This is a genomic window from Micromonospora sp. NPDC003816, from assembly GCF_042874705.1.
In the GTDB taxonomy this organism is placed as follows: domain Bacteria; phylum Actinomycetota; class Actinomycetes; order Mycobacteriales; family Micromonosporaceae; genus Micromonospora.
On the sequence record NZ_JBIANP010000004.1, the window covers coordinates 140,234 to 156,016 of the forward strand.

Annotated in this window: 16 protein-coding genes; 5 read left to right on the top strand and 11 right to left on the bottom strand. The window is 72.6% G+C overall.

Features of this window, described 5'->3' with window-relative positions; translation table 11 throughout:
* Positions 1-164: 164 nt before the first annotated feature.
* From ACFYTT_RS16300 to ACFYTT_RS16310, 3 genes are all read left to right on the top strand, one after another.
* The gene (locus ACFYTT_RS16300; RefSeq protein WP_117229133.1) at positions 165-383 is read left to right on the top strand and encodes a hypothetical protein; all 219 of its coding nucleotides are present in this window, start codon (positions 165-167) and stop codon (positions 381-383) included.
* A 153-nt stretch (positions 384-536) separates the two neighbouring features.
* Positions 537-2,117: a DEAD/DEAH box helicase gene (locus ACFYTT_RS16305; protein WP_387259987.1), complete on the top strand. Its 1,581-nt coding sequence runs from the start codon at positions 537-539 to the stop codon at positions 2,115-2,117.
* Positions 2,118-2,230: 113 nt separating this feature from the next.
* Positions 2,231-3,145 (top strand): SDR family oxidoreductase, encoded by a 915-nt coding sequence (locus tag ACFYTT_RS16310; protein ID WP_176095343.1) that lies wholly within the window; start codon positions 2,231-2,233, stop codon positions 3,143-3,145.
* A 39-nt stretch (positions 3,146-3,184) separates the two neighbouring features.
* Here the strand turns inward: ACFYTT_RS16310 and ACFYTT_RS16315 are convergent, their stop codons facing one another.
* Genes ACFYTT_RS16315 through ACFYTT_RS16335 form a run of 5 tightly spaced genes read right to left on the bottom strand, consistent with a single transcriptional unit; the run spans position 3,185 to position 7,767 of the window.
* Positions 3,185-4,195, bottom strand: coding sequence for a YafY family protein (locus tag ACFYTT_RS16315; protein WP_176095342.1), 1,011 nt, complete (start codon positions 4,193-4,195; stop codon positions 3,185-3,187).
* A 3-nt stretch (positions 4,196-4,198) separates the two neighbouring features.
* Complete coding sequence (locus tag ACFYTT_RS16320; protein WP_387259990.1) at positions 4,199-4,849, bottom strand: response regulator; 651 nt, start codon at positions 4,847-4,849, stop codon at positions 4,199-4,201.
* A complete protein-coding gene (locus tag ACFYTT_RS16325) occupies positions 4,846-6,102 on the bottom strand; it encodes a sensor histidine kinase (protein ID WP_387259993.1) in 1,257 nt (418 codons plus the stop codon). The genes ACFYTT_RS16320 and ACFYTT_RS16325 overlap by 4 nt, the downstream gene beginning before the upstream one ends.
* Positions 6,103-6,113: 11 nt before the next feature.
* Entirely contained in the window at positions 6,114-6,848 is a 735-nt protein-coding gene (locus ACFYTT_RS16330) for an ABC transporter permease (RefSeq protein WP_176095339.1), read from the bottom strand.
* Positions 6,849-6,858: 10 nt separating this feature from the next.
* Positions 6,859-7,767: an ABC transporter ATP-binding protein gene (locus tag ACFYTT_RS16335; RefSeq protein ID WP_176095338.1), complete on the bottom strand. Its 909-nt coding sequence runs from the start codon at positions 7,765-7,767 to the stop codon at positions 6,859-6,861.
* Between the two features lie 153 nt (positions 7,768-7,920).
* Between ACFYTT_RS16335 and ACFYTT_RS16340 the strand changes: the two genes are divergently transcribed.
* Both ACFYTT_RS16340 and ACFYTT_RS16345 read left to right on the top strand, forming a co-directional pair.
* Positions 7,921-8,712 (top strand): EI24 domain-containing protein, encoded by a 792-nt coding sequence (locus ACFYTT_RS16340; RefSeq protein ID WP_176095337.1) that lies wholly within the window; start codon positions 7,921-7,923, stop codon positions 8,710-8,712.
* A gap of 2 nt (positions 8,713-8,714) precedes the next feature.
* The gene (locus ACFYTT_RS16345) at positions 8,715-9,230 is read left to right on the top strand and encodes an O-acetyl-ADP-ribose deacetylase (RefSeq protein WP_387260445.1); all 516 of its coding nucleotides are present in this window, start codon (positions 8,715-8,717) and stop codon (positions 9,228-9,230) included.
* Positions 9,231-9,294: 64 nt separating this feature from the next.
* On the opposite strand, the gene ACFYTT_RS16350 is transcribed toward ACFYTT_RS16345, so the two are convergent.
* From ACFYTT_RS16350 to ACFYTT_RS16375, 6 genes are all read right to left on the bottom strand, one after another.
* Positions 9,295-10,041: a cyclopropane-fatty-acyl-phospholipid synthase family protein gene (locus ACFYTT_RS16350; RefSeq protein WP_176095336.1), complete on the bottom strand. Its 747-nt coding sequence runs from the start codon at positions 10,039-10,041 to the stop codon at positions 9,295-9,297.
* A 200-nt stretch (positions 10,042-10,241) separates the two neighbouring features.
* Complete coding sequence (locus tag ACFYTT_RS16355; protein WP_387259997.1) at positions 10,242-11,147, bottom strand: GNAT family N-acetyltransferase; 906 nt, start codon at positions 11,145-11,147, stop codon at positions 10,242-10,244.
* A 506-nt stretch (positions 11,148-11,653) separates the two neighbouring features.
* Entirely contained in the window at positions 11,654-12,601 is a 948-nt protein-coding gene (locus ACFYTT_RS16360) for an endonuclease domain-containing protein (protein WP_387260448.1), read from the bottom strand.
* Between the two features lie 231 nt (positions 12,602-12,832).
* On the bottom strand, positions 12,833-13,240 hold the full coding sequence (locus ACFYTT_RS16365) for a RidA family protein (RefSeq protein WP_176095334.1): 408 nt from the start codon (positions 13,238-13,240) through the stop codon (positions 12,833-12,835).
* A gap of 128 nt (positions 13,241-13,368) precedes the next feature.
* Positions 13,369-14,376 (bottom strand): LacI family DNA-binding transcriptional regulator, encoded by a 1,008-nt coding sequence (locus ACFYTT_RS16370; RefSeq protein ID WP_131051538.1) that lies wholly within the window; start codon positions 14,374-14,376, stop codon positions 13,369-13,371.
* Between the two features lie 19 nt (positions 14,377-14,395).
* The gene (locus tag ACFYTT_RS16375; protein ID WP_131051539.1) at positions 14,396-15,766 is read right to left on the bottom strand and encodes a GH1 family beta-glucosidase; all 1,371 of its coding nucleotides are present in this window, start codon (positions 15,764-15,766) and stop codon (positions 14,396-14,398) included.
* Between the last annotated feature and the right edge of the window lie 17 nt (positions 15,767-15,783).

Genomic DNA, 15,783 nt, shown 5'->3' on the forward strand with positions numbered 1-15,783 from the left:
TGGTCGAGAGCGAGGGTCGGGCCAGCCGCCGGGTCCGCATCCTCCTCGCCGACTAGCCGTTAGCCGGTGCACGCTGGGCCGACTCGGCATCCTTTACCCGATCGTCGCGACAGGTTACAAGATCATCTCATCTTTCGCGGCGATTTCTGCTGTACGGTCTGTGGGTGAGAACCGAGCGTCACTGGTGGAACGGCGACCGCACCGTGCGTGGTCGTCGCGACGTGTTCATCCGCACCGACGGCGAGTCGTGGGAGGTCGAGGCCCGGGCTGGCGGCGGCGCCGGCGGGTCGAAGATCATTCCCTGTCCGGGCCTACGGTCGGCGGAAATCCTGGCCGGAGCGTGGATGGACGGCCAGCGCAAGTGGCAGGACGTCGCGACCTGAGCAGATCGTGCTCCCACACGTCGACGGGCGGCAGGGGGTAGACTGACCGTGCGGCCCTGTCCTGGCGGGCCGGTTCGATGTCCCAGGCCACGCGCCGCGGCCAACTAGCGGTCAGCGCCGGGCGGGGATCTTTCTTCGACGTTCGGAGCATTCATGGCGGCACGCCGCCCACAGCAGCAGAACACCTCCTCGACCACTTCGACCTTCGCCGACCTCGGCGTGCCCGAGGCGCTCACCCGCGTCCTCGCCGTCACCGGGGTGGACCGGCCCTTCCCGATCCAGGCGGCGACGCTGCCCGACGCGATCGCCGGGCGCGACGTGCTCGGCCGTGGCCGCACCGGTTCGGGCAAGACCTACGCCTTCGTGCTGGCGGTGCTGACCCGTCTGGCGGCCACTCCCGCGCCCCGTCGGGCCGGGCGTCCCCGGGCGCTGATCCTCGCGCCCACCCGTGAGCTGGCCTCCCAGATCGACGCCGTGATGGCGCCGCTGGCGCAGGCCCTGTCGCTGCGCACGATGACCGTCTTCGGCGGCGTGGCCGCCGGCCCGCAGATCAAGGGGCTGCGTGCCGGGGTCGACGTCGTGGTGGCCTGTCCGGGCCGCCTCGCCGATCACGTCGACTCGGGCCACGCACACCTGGACGCGGTCGAGATCACCGTGCTCGACGAGGCCGACCACATGGCCGACCTCGGCTTCCTGCCCACCGTGCGACGGTTGATGGACCAGACCCCACGCGACGGTCAGCGCCTGCTCTTCTCCGCCACCCTGGACGCCGGTGTCGACGTGCTCGTCCGCCGGTTCCTCACCGACCCGATCACGCACAGTGTCGACTCGGCGCAGTCCCCGGTCACCGCGATGACGCACCACGTGCTGCACGTGCTCGCCGACGAGCGGTTCGCCGTGCTGGTGGACCTGGTCGCCACGCCGGGGCGCAGCGTGGTGTTCACCCGGACCAAGCGGGGAGCCAAGACGCTCACCCGTCGACTGGTCGCCGCCGGGGTGAAGTCCGTGGAGCTGCACGGCAACCTGGCCCAGGGGGCGCGGGCCCGCAATCTCCAGGCGTTCTCCGACGGTGAGGTGCAGACGCTCGTCGCCACCGACATCGCCGCCCGGGGCATCCACATCGACGACGTGGCCCTCGTGGTGCACGCCGACCCGCCCGCCGAGCACAAGGCATACCTGCACCGGTCGGGGCGTACCGCCCGGGCGGGCGCTGCCGGCACCGTCGTCACGTTGATGACCGACCAGCAGGCGTCCGAGGTGCGGGAGTTGACCCGCAAGGCGGGCATCCGGGCGACCACCACCCGGCTGCGTCCGGGTGACGCGCTGTTGCGCGAGATCGCCCCGGGGGAGCGGACGCTGGTCGCCCTGCCGGTGGAGTCCGCCGAGTCGGCACGCGAGCCACGGTCGAACCGGGGCGGCCGTCGCGGCGGCACGTCGGCACCGGCCACGAGCGGTGGGGCCCGATCCCAGACGGCACAGCCCGGCACCGGGCGGTCCCATGGCGGCCAGGCGGGCACCGGGCGGTCCCGTGGCGCGCAGACCAGCCTGGGCCGGTCCTCGGAAACCCAGACCGGTGCGGGCCGGGCCCAGGGGGCGCAGACCGGTTCCGGTCGTTCCCAGGGCGGGCGGTCGCAGTCGGCCCGAGCCGGTGCGGCTCCGGTCGGCGGGACACGCACCGGAGCGGCGGCCTTCTCCGCCCGTGCCCGGCCCGGCGGACGCCGCCGGCAGGGCTGACGGCAGGACCGTTGACGGCGGCACCGCCAGGTCCGGCTCGTCGCGAAGAACCGGCGGGATGTGGTCGGCAAAGCTGACGTCGGTTGTCAGGTATCCCTGGCAACGTGACCGTCATGACGACATCGTTGACGGGAAAGGTGGCGCTGGTCGCCGGGGCCACCCGGGGAGCCGGCCGGCAGATCGCGGTGCAACTCGGCGCGGCCGGCGCCACCGTGTACGCCACCGGGCGCAGCAGCCGGGCGGCGCGCTCCGAGCTGAACCGGCCGGAGACCATCGAGGAGACCGCCGAGCTGGTGACCGCCGCCGGGGGCACCGGGATCGCGGTCCGGACCGATCATCTGGTACCGGACGAGGTGCGGGCCCTGGTCGAGCGGATCGACGCCGAGCAGGGCCGACTCGACGTGCTGGTCAACGACGTGTGGGGCGCCGACCCGCTGATCACCTGGGAGAAGCCGGTCTGGGAGCAGCCGCTCGACGCCGGTTTCCGGACGCTGCGGCTGGCGGTGGAGACCCACGTGGTCACCAGCCACTTCGCGTTGGCGCTGCTGACCCGCAGCCCGGGTGGGCTGGTCGTGGAGATCGGCGACGGCACGAAGGCGTACAACGACGACAACTACCGGTTGTCGGTCTTCTACGACCTGGCCAAGACCTCGGTCAACCGGCTCGCCTTCATCTGGGCGCACGAGCTGAAGGAGTACGGCGGCACGGCCGTCGCGCTCAGCCCGGGGTGGCTGCGGTCGGAGGCGATGCTGGAGCACTTCGGCGTCACCGAGGAGAACTGGCGCGACGGTGCCGCCACCGACCCGCACTTCCTCATCTCCGAGACACCCGCCTTCGTCGGCCGGGCGGTCGCCGCACTCGCCACCGACTCCGACCGGCACCGCTGGAACGGCCGGTCCGTCTCCGCCGGTGAGCTGGCCCAGGTGTACGGCTTCACCGACGTCGACGGCAGCCAGCCGGACGCCTTCCGATACATCAGCGAGGTGGTCGACGCCGGCCGTCCCGCCGACGTCACCGGCTACCGCTGACCGTCCACCGCCGACCGGCCGTGCGCGCCGGTCGGCGGCTCACGGCCCGCTGTCTCCATCGGTGGGTGACTGACGGCCTGTGGCGTAGAGGGCGACCGTCCGGGCCGCCGCCTCGGCCAGTCGGGCCCGCAACTCGGGCGGGTCGCAGACCTCCACCTCCGGCCCGAGCCCGAGCAGTTGGGCGTAGGCCACGTCGACGGACTCGACGGGCAGCCGGATCGTCGACCAGCCCTGGTCGTCGGGTCCGTCGGCGGCGGCGACCGCCTCGTCGTACCCGAAGGGGGCGTCGACCAGGTGCCGGAGCACGCGCAGACCGACCGGGCTCAGCCGGAGCGTCACCTCGGCCCGCAGCATGCTCCGCAGGAACGCCGCCGCCTGGCGCTGCCAGTACGCCGCCAGGTCGAAGTCCGGTTCCCGGTCGAAGGTCTCCTCGTCCGCCGCGACGGCGGTGACCCGGTCCACCCGGTAGGTGCGGACGTCCGCACCGACCCGGCCGACGAGATACCAGGTCCCGCTCTTGAGCACGAGGCCGTACGGGCAGATCCGGCGGGTCACCTCGTGCTCTCCACGCCGGTAGCGCAGCGTCACCACACGGTCCCGCCAGACCGCTCCGGCCAGCTCGGTCAGCCACGTCGGCGGTGCGGTCCGGTGGTGGTACCAGCCCGGCACGTCCAGGTGGAACCGCTGTCCGGTGCGGGCCGGGGCGTCGCGCAGGCTCGGTGGCAGCGCGGCGAGCACCTTGAGTTCCGCCGCCGCCACCGCGTCGGCGAGTCCCATCTCACCGGCCGGGCCGGGCAGTCCGGCCAGGAAGAGGGCCTCCGCCTCGTCCCGGGTCATCCCGGTCAACCGGGTCCGGTAGCCGCCGAGCAGCCGGTAGCCGCCCGTCGGCCCCCGGTCGGCATAGACCGGCACCCCGGCGGCGGAGAGCGCCACCACGTCCCGGTAGACGGTGCGTTCGGATACCTCCAGCTCACGGGCCAGCTCCGCCGCCGTCATCACCTCCCGGGCCTGCAACAACAGCAGCAACGAGATCAGGCGGGCGGCGCGCACCGGTCACCGCCCGCCGGGGGTGAGCAGGCCCCGGTCGTACGCGGCGGCCACCGCCGCCGCCCGGTCGTTGACGCCGAGCTTGGCGTACACGTGCAGCAGGTGCGTCTTGACGGTGGCCTCGCTGATGAACAGCCGGGCGGCGGCCTCGCGGTTCGACGAACCTCGGGCCACCAGCGTGAGTACGTCGAGTTCCCGCTGGCTCAGCGGCTCCTCGGCCGGCGTACGCGGCGACCGCAGCCGCCCCATCAACCGCCCGGCGACGCTGGGGGAGAGCACCGACTCGCCCCGGGCGGCGGCGCGTACCGCCCGGACCAGTTCCTCCCGGGGTGCGTCCTTGAGCAGGTAGCCGGTGGCACCCGCCTCGATCGCCGGCAGCACGTCGGCGTCGGTGTCGTAGGTGGTCAGCACCAGCACCTTCGCCGGTCGTCCGGAGGCGGCCAGCCGCCTGATCGCGGTCACCCCGTCCATGCCCGGCATCCGCAGGTCCATCAGCACCACGTCCGGCCGCAGCGCCTCGGCCAGGGTGAGCGCCTCGGCGCCGTCCGCCGCCTCGCCGAGCACCTCGAAGCCGGGGTCGCCGGTGAACATGCCCCGCAGCCCGTCCCGCACCACCGGGTGGTCGTCGACGATGAGCAGGCGTACCGGGCCGGTCATGCGGCGGCTCCGGGCAGAGCCGGCACGGACGCGGAGACAGCGGTGCCGGTACCCGGTTCGGACTCGACGGCGAGCCGCCCGCCGACCCGCGTCACCCGTTGCCGCATCGCGGTCAGGCCGTAGCCGCCGTCCCGGTCCGGTACGGCGCCACCGTCGACGTCGAACCCCGACCCGTCGTCGCGGACGTCCAACGTCACCACGTCCGACATGTACGACAGGGTGAGCCCGACCCGGGACGCGGCGGCGTGTCGGGCCACGTTCGCCAGCGCCTCCTGGGCGGCCCGGAGCAGCGTCACCTCGATCTCCGGATGCAGCGGGCGGGGCGTACCGGTGGTGCTGACGCTGGCCGCCACCCCGTGCCGGGCCGACCAGCGCCCACCCAGCTCGGCGAGCACGTCGGGCAGCCGGGCGGTCTCCAGCGGCTCCGGACGCACCGCCCGCACCGACCGGCGCGCCTCGGTCAGACTCTCCCGTGCCAGGTCCAGCGCGTTGTCCACGTGCCGCTGCCAGTCGGTGGAGCGGTCCCGGGACTGCTCGGCCGCCTCCAACTGGGTGATGATGCCGGTCAGCCCCTGGGCCAGGGTGTCGTGGATCTCCCGGGCCATCCGCTGGCGTTCGTCCCGCACACCGGCCTCCCGCGCCTGCGTGACGAGCTGCGCGTGCAGCCCCTCGTTCTCCCGTACGGTCTCGGCGAGCCGTTCGTTGGCCGAGGTCAGCTCCGCCACCAGCCGCTTGCGCTTCTCGCCCTCCCGTTCGGCCACGAAGGCGAACCAGCTCACGCCCCCGGCGACCACCAGGTTGAACAGCACCATCACCAGCCAGACCAACCAGTGCGAGGCGAGCACCGGCAGCCCACCGCTCTGCGACGTGCCGAGCAGCGCGGCGGTGACGACCACCCCGGCCATCGGCCAGCGGCCCGGCAGGACGAACGCGTACACGAAGCCGACCCAGGCGAAGAAGCCGTACCACGGGCTGGCGATCACCAGCGTGGTGGCGAACCCCAGCAGCCCCACGTAGAAGAAGGTCATCGGGCCGCGTCGCTCGTACCAGTGCGGGTGCAGGGTGACGAACCAGGCGATCCAGCAGGCGGCGGCTGTGACGACGGGCAGGATGATCGTGAGCGGGAGACTGTGCGGGGTCGGTGCGAGAACGGTCAGCAGGGTGCCCACGGCGAGCCCGCCGAAGGGCAGCATCCGGTAGAGCCGCTCCTGCCAGACCTCCGGCCGATGCCCGGTCTCGCTGCTGCTGGTCATCCGGCCCCCGCTCACTGCCAGCGGAACAGTTTCGCCGCGACGGTGCCGGCCGTCAGGGCGATCGTCGCCATTATCCCCAGGTGCAGCGGGTCCGGTGCGGTGCCGGTCCAGGCGTCCAGCAGGGCCTGCACGCCGGGCGGCAGATAGGCACCGAGGTCGGCCAGCACGTCGGGCAGCAGGAAGCGGGGCAGGTAGACCCCGCCGAAGAACATCACCACCATGAACAGCGGCACCGACATCGCCTGCGCCGACCGGCCGGAGCCGGCCACCGCCGCGATCACCAGGCCCAACGCCAGCAGGGCCGCCGTACCCAGGACCAGGGCGGCGGCGAACCCCACCGGATGCTGCGGCAACGGTGAACCGAACGCGAACCGGGCGACCAGGGCGAGCAGCACCGCGCTGGTCAGGATCCCGGCGAGGGCGAGGACGAGCTGGGCGACCAGCAGCGCCGCCGGGCTGGCCGGGGTGGTCGCCAACCGCCGCAGGATGCCGCGCTCGCGATAGGTGGCCAGCACCGACGGGAGTACGTTCACCCCGACCATCGCCACCGAGGCGACCAGCAGCGACGGAGTGAAGTACGTGAGGAAGGACTGCCCACCGAGGTTCGGGTCCGGTTCGCGGAACGACGGAACCAGCCCGAGCACCGTCAGGATCCCGGTGGGCAGCAGGACGGTGAGCAGGAGAGTCGGGAGGTCCCGCAGATAGAGCCTGGTCTCGGTCCTGAGGATCTGGCCGAAGGCATGCATGGTCGTCCCTTCAGTCGGTGAGCCGGTGCCCGGTCAGCTCGACGAACGCGTCGTCGAGCGTCGCCTGCTCCAGCCGCAGGTCGGCGGCGGTGATCCGGTGGCGGGCGAGTATCGAGGTGACCGCGTGCAGCAGGTCGCCGGTGCCGCTGACCACCACCTGCGTGCCGGTCCGCGTCACGGCGCTGACCTGCGGGAGGTCGGTGAGCAGCCGGTCGTCCAGCGGCGCCGAGGGCCGGAACCGTACCCGCTGCTCCGGTGCCACCGTCGCGACCAGCCCGGCCGGCGTGTCCAGCGCCGCCACCCGGCCCCGGTCGATCACCGCCACCCGGTCGCAGAGCCGTTCGGCCTCCGCCATGAAGTGGGTGACCAGCACGATCGTCACGCCCCGGTCGCGTACCCGCTCGATCAGGCCCCAGGTGTCCCGCCGCGCCTGCGGGTCCAGGCCGGTGGTCAGCTCGTCGAGGATGGCGATCCGGGGCCTGCCGACCAGGGCCAGCGCGATCGACAGCCGCTGCTTCTGCCCGCCGGAGAGCTTCGCGTACGGGGTGTGCCGCTTCTCGCCGAGGCCGAGTTCGTCGATCAGCCGGGCCGGGTCGTCCGGCTCGCGGTAGAACGCCGCGTACAACTCCAGCGCCTCCGTGACCCGCAACCGGTCCGGCAGTTGGCTCTCCTGGAGTTGCACCCCGACCTGCTGGCGCAGCCGGGCCCCGTCCCGGCGGGGGTCGAGCCCGAGGACCGACACCCCGCCCCCGTCAGGGACGCGCAGCCCGGCGACGCACTCCACCGTGGTGCTCTTGCCGGCGCCGTTCGGCCCGAGTACGCCGAAGATCTCCCCGGCCGCCACGGTGAAGGAGACGTCCGCCACCGCCACCGTCTCGCCGTACCGCTTGTGCAGACTGGTCACCTCGATGACCGACATGCCGCCTCCCGCCGCCGTGTTCGCGTACCCCTCAAGCGTCGTGGCGGCGGCCCGGCGGCGGATCGACCAACGGGCGATGCTCGGCGACGGCCCCGGTTGATCCCGGCGATCCGTCAACTGGTTGATGTGGCGGCGGTGACTAGGCTCTGCGACGTGAACGCATCCGCGATCCCCGGCGCCGCCGTGGGCAGCGCCCGCCGGTTCGTCGGCGGCGCCACGCTGCTGCTGCGCGGTCTCGCCCTGTACGTCCGCAGCCCCGGCCTGATGCTGCTCGGCATCGTGCCCGCGCTGATCTCCGGGACGATCTTCCTCGCCGTGTACGCCACGCTGGTGTACTTCGTCGGCGACCTGGCCCGATTCGTGACGCCGTTCGCCGACGACTGGGCGACGACCGGACGCAACGCGGTCCGGGTGATCGCCGGCCTGGCGATCCTCGGCCTCGGCGGCCTGCTCACGGTGCTCACCTTCACGGCGGTCACGCTGGTCATCGGCGACCCGTTCTACGAGAAGATCTCCGAGCGGGTGGAGCAGCGGTACGGCGGCACCCCCGACGCGGTCGAGGTGCCGTTCTGGTCGTCGCTGCGGCGCAGCGTCGCCGACTCGCTCCGGCTGGTGGCGCTGGCCGTCCTGGTCGGCATCCCGCTGTTCGCCGCCGGGTTCATCCCGCTGCTCGGCCAGACCGTCGTACCTGTGGTCGGCGCGGCGGTCGGCGGCTGGCTGCTCGCCGTGGAGCTGGTCGGCGCGCCCTTCTATCGTCGGGGCAAGGGGCTGCGGGACCGTCGGGCCGTGCTGAAGGCGGACCGCCCCACCGCGCTCGGCTTCGGCGTGGCCGTCTTCGTCTGCTTCCTGATCCCGCTCGGTGCCGTCCTGCTGATGCCGGCGGCGGTCGCCGGTGCGGCCCTGCTGGCCCGCCGCTCGCTCGGCCAACCCATCACGGAGGCGTGACGGTGGACGTCACGCTGGTCGAGGGGGACATCACCGCCGAGCGGGCGGACGCGATCGTCAACGCCGCCAACTCGTCGCTGCTCGGCGGCGGGGGAGTCGACGGCGCCATCCACCGCCGGGGCGGACCGGCCATCCTCGCCGAGTGCCGTGCGTTGCGCGCGTCCCGGTACGGCCGGGGCCTGCCGACCGGGCAGGCCGTGGCCACCACCGCCGGTGACCTGCCGGCCCGCTGGGTGGTGCACACCGTCGGCCCGGTGTGGACGGACACCGAGGACCGCTCGCCGCTGCTGCGCGCCTGCTACGCCAACAGCCTGGCGGTCGCCGACGACCTGGGCGCGACCACCGTCGCCTTCCCGCTGATCTCCGCCGGGATCTACGGCTGGCCGGTCGACGACGCGGTCCGCCAGGCACTCTCGGTGCTGCGCGCGGCCAGCCCGACGACGATCACCGAGGCCCGACTGGTGCTGTTCGGTGCGGACACGTTGGCTGTCGCCGAGCGCGTCCAGGCGACCGGCTGACGCCTGCCGGCAGGGGCGGGACGGCCATGCCGCCCCGCCCCTTCTCGACCGTTGCGGACCCGCCTCAGCGGGCCATCAGTGCGAAGACCCCCCAGCCCAGGTACTCACGCTGGTACCGCGTGTAGCGGACAGGCTCGGTGGTGAGCTCCGCCCGCACCGTCGCGGTCAGCTCGTCATCGGGGTTGTCGTCGAGCCAGCGGCGAAGGTTGAGCCACTGTGCCGCCTGGTAACGGTCCCAGCTGTCCTGGTCGGCGAGCACCATCTCCACGACGTCGTACCCGAGGTCGCCGAACCGTTGGACCAGCTCCGGCAGCAGCAGGAAGTCCTCCACGTCCTGCGCCAGACACGCTCTGGCGGTCTCCTGGTCCGGCACCTCCCGACGCCAGTACGGCTCGCCGACGAGCATCAGACCGCCGGGGCGGAGACTGTTGCCCAGCAACTCGACGGTGCCGGTGACGCCGCCACCGATCCACGTGGCGCCGACGCAGGCCACCAGGTCGACCGGCTCGTCCGCGACGTACCCGGAGGCGTCGTCGTGCACGAAGGAGACCCGGTCGGCGACGCCGAGTTCAGTGGCGCGGGCACGGGCCTGCCTGGTGAATACCGTGCTGATGTCCACCCCGGTCCCGGTGATCCGATGGTCGCGGGCCCAGGTGCACAGCATCTCGCCCGAACCGCTGGCGAGGTCGAGCACGCGGGTGCCGGGGGCGAGGCGCAGCGCCTGCCCCAGGGCGGCTAGCTTGCCGGGAGTGAACGGGTTGTGAATGCGATGGTTACTCTCGCGAATGGTGAAGATACGTGGCAGGTCCACGGGAGGTGCTCCTCGCGTTCGATGAGGTCAGGGCGTCTGGAAAGGGCGGTCGACCGGAGCCGGTCGCCGCTGCTCGGACCGTCATCAATGCACCTCACTCGGAACATCCGCTGGAATCCGGCCAGCGTAGGCGTGCTGTCCCCGACGCTTCCACCGATTTGCGTCGGAGCCGTCCGCCCCGCATCCGGCTCGGCCACTGTTCACAGCTCCCGTACGCAGGACCACTGGGTGGCGACCTGCCGATAACCGAGCCGGGTGTTGACCGCCAACATCGGCGCGTTCGCCGCATCGTTCCCGGTGTACGCGGTGGTGACCCCGTCCTGCGCCGCGCGGTGCAGCGCAGCCAGCTTGACCAGCCGGGCCAGTCCACGTCCCCGGTGCTGCGGCACCGTGCCGGTGTAATCCGACCACATCCGCGTACCGTCCCGCTTCACCAGGCTGATCGCGGCCAGCTCGCCGTCGACCTCGGCCCCGGCGCTGGCCTCCCGGTCCAGGCCGACGTTGTCCCAGGTCGTGGCGAGCCAGTCGGCGTAGCCGATCGCGCCGGACACGACGTCGCCCGGCTCGTCGGCACTGGCCAGCACGTCCACCCGGTGCACGTGGCGCGGGTCGACGTCCGCCAGCGGGACCAGCCGGACGCCGTCGGGAGGCGTCGGCAAGGGCGGCAACGTGTGCAGGTCCAGGGCCGAGAAGTGCTCCTGGCGGCTCGGCGTGAAATGGTGCCGGCGGGCGAACGGCAGCGCCTCCGGCAGCGCACGCCCGTGCAACCGGGTCAGACCGAGCGGGGCGAGGTGCCTCTCCGCCTCGGCCAGCAGCGCACTGCCGATCCCGCGCCGCCTCTGGTCAGGGTGTACGTGCAGCAGCGACACCTCGCCGACCGCCTCGGCCGTGTGCTCGTTGCGGGACGCGCACACCCAGCCCACGATCTGCCCGTCGACCTCGGCCACGAAGCCGGTCCAGTGCAGACCCGGGGGCGGTGTGGCGATCAGTTGCCGGGTGGACGCGACGCCCCGCAGCAGGAAGGGGAACACGAGTCTCCGCAGCGCGACCACCGCCGGGGCGTCGTCGGGGCGGGCCGGGCGGATGAGGAACGGTGCTTCAGGCATCCGGCGGAGGCTAGCGGGTCCACCGCCGGCTCCGCCTCGGGTTATCGCGGGAGGTGGGGAGAGTTGTTGTCGTTCCAGCGACAACAACTCTCCCCACCTCACCCGTCAGCCTCGATGTCGGGCGGCCCGTCGGGCTGCGGCCGGGCGGTGCCCGCGACGTGGGGCTGCGGCCGAGCGGTGCCGCGACGTGGGGCTGTGGCCGGGCGGTGCCCGCGACGTGGGCCTTGCCATCCGGCGGTCTGCGGGTGTGCGGGCGGCGCTGGGCAGCGCGGCGCGACCGTGCTGTGGCCGCGACGTCGGGTCACGTCGACGGGCGGTTCGCCGGGTTGCGGCTGGGCGGTGCCGCGACGTGGGGCCTTGCCAATCGGTGGACCCAGAGAGCTGGGTGCGATCTGACGACCCCGACCGCCCTGTCCGCACCGACCCCTGGTCTTTTGAGGTGTTAGGAAGGGACCCTTCCTAACAGCTCAGGCTTCGCCGATCGGACTTCGGCCGTACCCACACCCTCAGCCCTGCCAGCCGGCGGCCTCCAGGGCCGCGCGGAGCTGGGCCACCACCTCGGCCGGGCGGTGTCGGACGTCGAAGGCGGTGAAGCGGAGGATGCGGTCGCCCTCGATCCAGATCCGGTTCTGTCGGCGCAGGTCAGCAGCCCAGTGTCGGACGTCCATGTGGTGCCCGCCGTCGATCTCCACATGCAGCCGCCAGCGCGGCCAGTAGGCGTCCAGATAGCGCACCCGCCCGTCGGTGTCCCGCCGCCGATGTTGTCCCTGCGGCGGCGGCAGCCCGTGGCGACGGCACAGCCGGGTCAGGTCGATCTCGGAGAGCGCCTCCGCGCCGCCCGCGATGTCGTGCAGCGTCTCCCGGATCAGCGCGCCCCGGCGGGCCTGGGGCATCCGGTCCAACACCGCCCCGATCTCCGCCGGGGTCACCCGCCGCTGTTGGCAGCCGGCCGCGAGGATCAGTTGCGCCTCGTCGTCGGTACGCACCCACTGCGCCGCGTCGACCAGGGATCGTGCCATCGACGTACGGTCGGGGCGGCCCCGCTGGCGGTCGGTGTCGGGCAGGTGTCGAGCCCGGCGTACCCGGACCGCAGGCAGGCCCAGCGGAAGCCGGCGCAGCAGGTCGGCGCGCTGCCGATCGTGCGGGATCAGCACGTCGACGATGTCGTAGCGATAGGTGCCGCGCAGCCCGCCGGCTGTCGCTGCTGCCAACCCGGCGAGGATCGCGCCCTCCCCGGCCGCGAGCACCGCCACCCACCATGCCTGCGTCACCGGGTACGGCCCACCGGGCGGCTCCGCCCGCAGGATGCCCCGGCACACCCGACCCCATCGCCCGGACGCCAGCAGGTGGCGCACCTTGGCTGGGCTCAGCGCGGCCGTGGCCTGCGCCCAGGTGAGGATCCCCGACTGCTCGAACAGCAGCCACTGCAACGGGTCGGCGTCGTCTCGGGGCATCCGCACGAATCGATTGAACCCCGAGGTGGGTAGATCTGTTGTCGCTGGAACGACAATAAATCTCCCCACCTTCGTGGTCGCCCCGCCTTCGCATACCCGGGGAGAGCCGGGGTGCGGCAACAGGCGGCGTTCAGGGTGGGCGCCAGCCGGGTGCGGCGGAGCAGCGCACGAACCGGTTCCTGGGCGTAGGCCGGAGACGGTCACCGGCTACGACGTCTGCCGGCTGCGAGGTCAGCCGGCCGGCACGGCGGCGATCGCCTCGACCTCGACGAGCTGGTCGTCGTAGCCGAGCACCGCCACGCCGAGCAGCGTGCTCGGTGCGTCGTGGTCGCCGAAGGCGTCGCGTACCACCTCCCACGTCGCGACCAGGTCGGCCTGCTGGGACGACGCCACGTAGACGGTGCTCTTGACCACGTCGGCGAGGGTGGCACCGGCGGCGCGCAGGGCGGTCTCCAGGTTGGCCATGACCTGCCGGGCCTGGGCTGCGTAGTCACCGGGGGCGACGGTGTTCCCGTCGGCGTCCAGCGGGCAGGCTCCTGCGGTGTAGACCAGCCGGGTGGAGGGTTCCACGGTGGTCAGGTAGGCGTAGGGGGCGGCGCTGAGAGCGGGTACGGGCAGCAATCGGATGGAACTGGACATGCGCGGCAGGCTAACCAGTCCGGCGAGCCGCTTGCCACCTGGTTTCGATGTTAGGAAGGGACCCTTTCTATACACGAGGCGTTAATAAGGTGCCCTTCCTTGCACCAAGAGCGCGAAGCACGAAGCCGTCAGGCGGACTCGCGGATGATCAGCTCGGTGGGGAGGATCAGCGCCGGCTCGACGTCCTCCCCGGCGGCCAGGCGCAGCAGCAGGCGGGTGCCCTGCCGGCCCAGCTCGACTATCGGCTGCCGCACGGTGGTCAGCGGCGGATCGGTGTAGGCGGCGGTCTCGATGTCGTCGAAGCCGATCACCGCCACGTCGTCCGGCACCCGCCGTCCCGTCTCGCGGAGCGTGCGCATGGCGGCGTGTGCCATCAGGTCCGACGCGGCGAAGACGGCGTCCAGGTCGGGGTGGGCGTCGAGCAGTTGCCGCATCGCCGCCGCCCCGGACTCGCGGGTGAAGTCACCGACGGCCACCATCTCCGTCAGTCCGGCGGCGGCCACGGTCTCCCGGTATCCGGTCAACCGCTCGATCCCGGCGACCATGTCCTGTGGGCCGGCGATGGTGGCGATCCGGCGGCGGCCCCCGTCGATCAGGTGCCGTACCGCGCGGGTCACGCCGGCCACCTGGTCGACGTCGACGTACGGGATGTCCGCCCCGTCGAGGGGCCGGCCGCTGCACACCACCGGGATGCCGAGCGCGGCCAGCTTGGCCGGGAGCGGGTCGGCACCGTGCAGGGAGGCGAACAGCACCCCGTCGACGTGCCGACCGGTGGTGTACCGCTCCACCCGCTCGTGACCGGCCGGTGAGCCGGCCAGCATCAGCACGAGCTGCTTGTCGGCGGCCTCCAACTCCTGCGCGGCGCCCCGGATGATGCCGGGGAACACCTGGTCGTCGGAGAAGACCCGGGTGGCCTCCTCCGGCATGACCAGGGCGATCGAGTCGGTGCGTTGGGTGACGAGGGTGCGGGCGGCCAGGTTCGGCACGTACCCCAACTCGGCCACCGCCTGGCGGACCGCCTCCTGGATCGGCTCGGCGACCGTGGTCGAGCCGTTGACCACCCGGGAGACGGTGGCCCGGGACACCCCGGCCCGTCGTGCCACCGCTTCCAGAGTGGGCCGCTGCGCCCCCGTCATAGGAGAAACCACCATCTCGTCACAGCCCGTTCCGGGAGATCACCTCCTGGTACCACCGGGCACTCGCCTTCGGTGTACGCCGCTGGGTGAGGTAGTCGACGTGCACGATGCCGAACCGCTTCCGGTACCCCTCGGCCCACTCGAAGTTGTCCAGCAATGACCATACGAGATAGCCCCGCAGGTCGACGCCCCGGGCGATGGCCTCGTGCGCGGCACGCAGGTGGCCGTCGAGATAGGCGACGCGGTCGGAGTCCTGGAGCGGGCTCGTCGGGTCGGCGTTCTTGTCCGGAAAAGCCGCACCGTTCTCGGTGATCAGCAACGGCACACCGGGGTAGTCGGCGGCGATCCGCGTCAGCAGCCGGGTCAACCCGGCGGGCTCGATCATCCACCCCATGTCGGTCAGCGGACCGACCGCCGGTAGGAACTCCACCGCGCCCTCGGTGCCCGGGTACGCGCCGCCGCCCCCGCCGCCGTCCGGACGGCCCGCCACGTACGTGGGCGAGTAGTAGTTGATGCCGAGCAGGTCGATCGGCGCCGCGATGATCTTCTCGTCGCCGTCCCGGACGAAGGTCGGCTCGACCAGCCGTGCCACGTGCTCACGGACGTCGTCCGGGTACCCGCCGACCAGCAGTGGATCGAGGAAGATCCGGTTGTGCAGGCCGTCGACCAGGCGTACGGCGGCGGCGTCGGCCGCGCTGTCCGCGTCGGCGGGCTGCACGTCGGCGGGGTTGAGCGTGATGCCGACCCGGGCCGCCCCGCCGGTCCGCAGCGCCTGGGCGGCCAGGCCGTGCGCGAGCAGCAGATGGTGTACGGCGGAGAAGGCCGCCCCGGCGTCCTGCACCCCGGGCGCGTGCACCCCGTTGCCGTACCCGAGGTAGGCGGAGCACCACGGCTCGTTGAGCGTCGTCCAGGTGTCGATCCGGTCGCCGAGCCGGGTGTGCACGGCACTGGCGTAGGTGGCGAAGTGCTCGGCGGTGTCCCGGTCCGTCCAGCCGCCCCGGTCCTGCAACGTCTGCGGCAGGTCCCAGTGGTACAGGGTGACGATCGGGTCGATGCCCCGACCGAGCAGCGCATCGGTCAGCCGGTCGTAGAAGTCCAGGCCGCGCGGGTTGACCGGCCCGCTGCCGTCGGGCTGGATGCGGGGCCAGGACACCGAGAAGCGGTACGCCTGGAGGCCCAGCTCGGCCATCATCGCCACGTCGTCGGCGTACCGGTGGTAGTGGTCGCAGGCGACGTCACCGGTGTGCCCGGCGTGGACCTTGCCCGGCGTACGGCTGAACGTGTCCCAGATCGAGTCGCCGCGCCCGTCGTCGCGGGCCGCCCCCTCGATCTGGTACGCCGCCGTGGCCGCACCCCACAGGAAATTGTCCGGAAAACTCAACTCGCTCATGCCGGCACTCCGCTTCG

Excerpts from the sequence above, each read along its gene's own strand:
- ACFYTT_RS16310 (WP_176095343.1), top strand. The coding sequence starts at position 2,231 with ATGACGACATCGTTGACGGGAAAGGTGGCGCTGGTCGCCGGGGCCACC.
- ACFYTT_RS16320 (WP_387259990.1), bottom strand. The coding sequence starts at position 4,849 with ATGACCGGCCCGGTACGCCTGCTCATCGTCGACGACCACCCGGTGGTG.
- ACFYTT_RS16305 (WP_387259987.1), top strand. The coding sequence starts at position 537 with ATGGCGGCACGCCGCCCACAGCAGCAGAACACCTCCTCGACCACTTCG.
- ACFYTT_RS16355 (WP_387259997.1), bottom strand. The coding sequence starts at position 11,147 with ATGCCTGAAGCACCGTTCCTCATCCGCCCGGCCCGCCCCGACGACGCC.
- ACFYTT_RS16325 (WP_387259993.1), bottom strand. The coding sequence starts at position 6,102 with ATGACCAGCAGCAGCGAGACCGGGCATCGGCCGGAGGTCTGGCAGGAG.
- ACFYTT_RS16365 (WP_176095334.1), bottom strand. The coding sequence starts at position 13,240 with ATGTCCAGTTCCATCCGATTGCTGCCCGTACCCGCTCTCAGCGCCGCC.
- ACFYTT_RS16360 (WP_387260448.1), bottom strand. The coding sequence starts at position 12,601 with ATGCCCCGAGACGACGCCGACCCGTTGCAGTGGCTGCTGTTCGAGCAG.
- ACFYTT_RS16330 (WP_176095339.1), bottom strand. The coding sequence starts at position 6,848 with ATGCATGCCTTCGGCCAGATCCTCAGGACCGAGACCAGGCTCTATCTG.
- ACFYTT_RS16335 (WP_176095338.1), bottom strand. The coding sequence starts at position 7,767 with ATGTCGGTCATCGAGGTGACCAGTCTGCACAAGCGGTACGGCGAGACG.
- ACFYTT_RS16375 (WP_131051539.1), bottom strand. The coding sequence starts at position 15,766 with ATGAGCGAGTTGAGTTTTCCGGACAATTTCCTGTGGGGTGCGGCCACG.
- ACFYTT_RS16370 (WP_131051538.1), bottom strand. The coding sequence starts at position 14,376 with ATGACGGGGGCGCAGCGGCCCACTCTGGAAGCGGTGGCACGACGGGCC.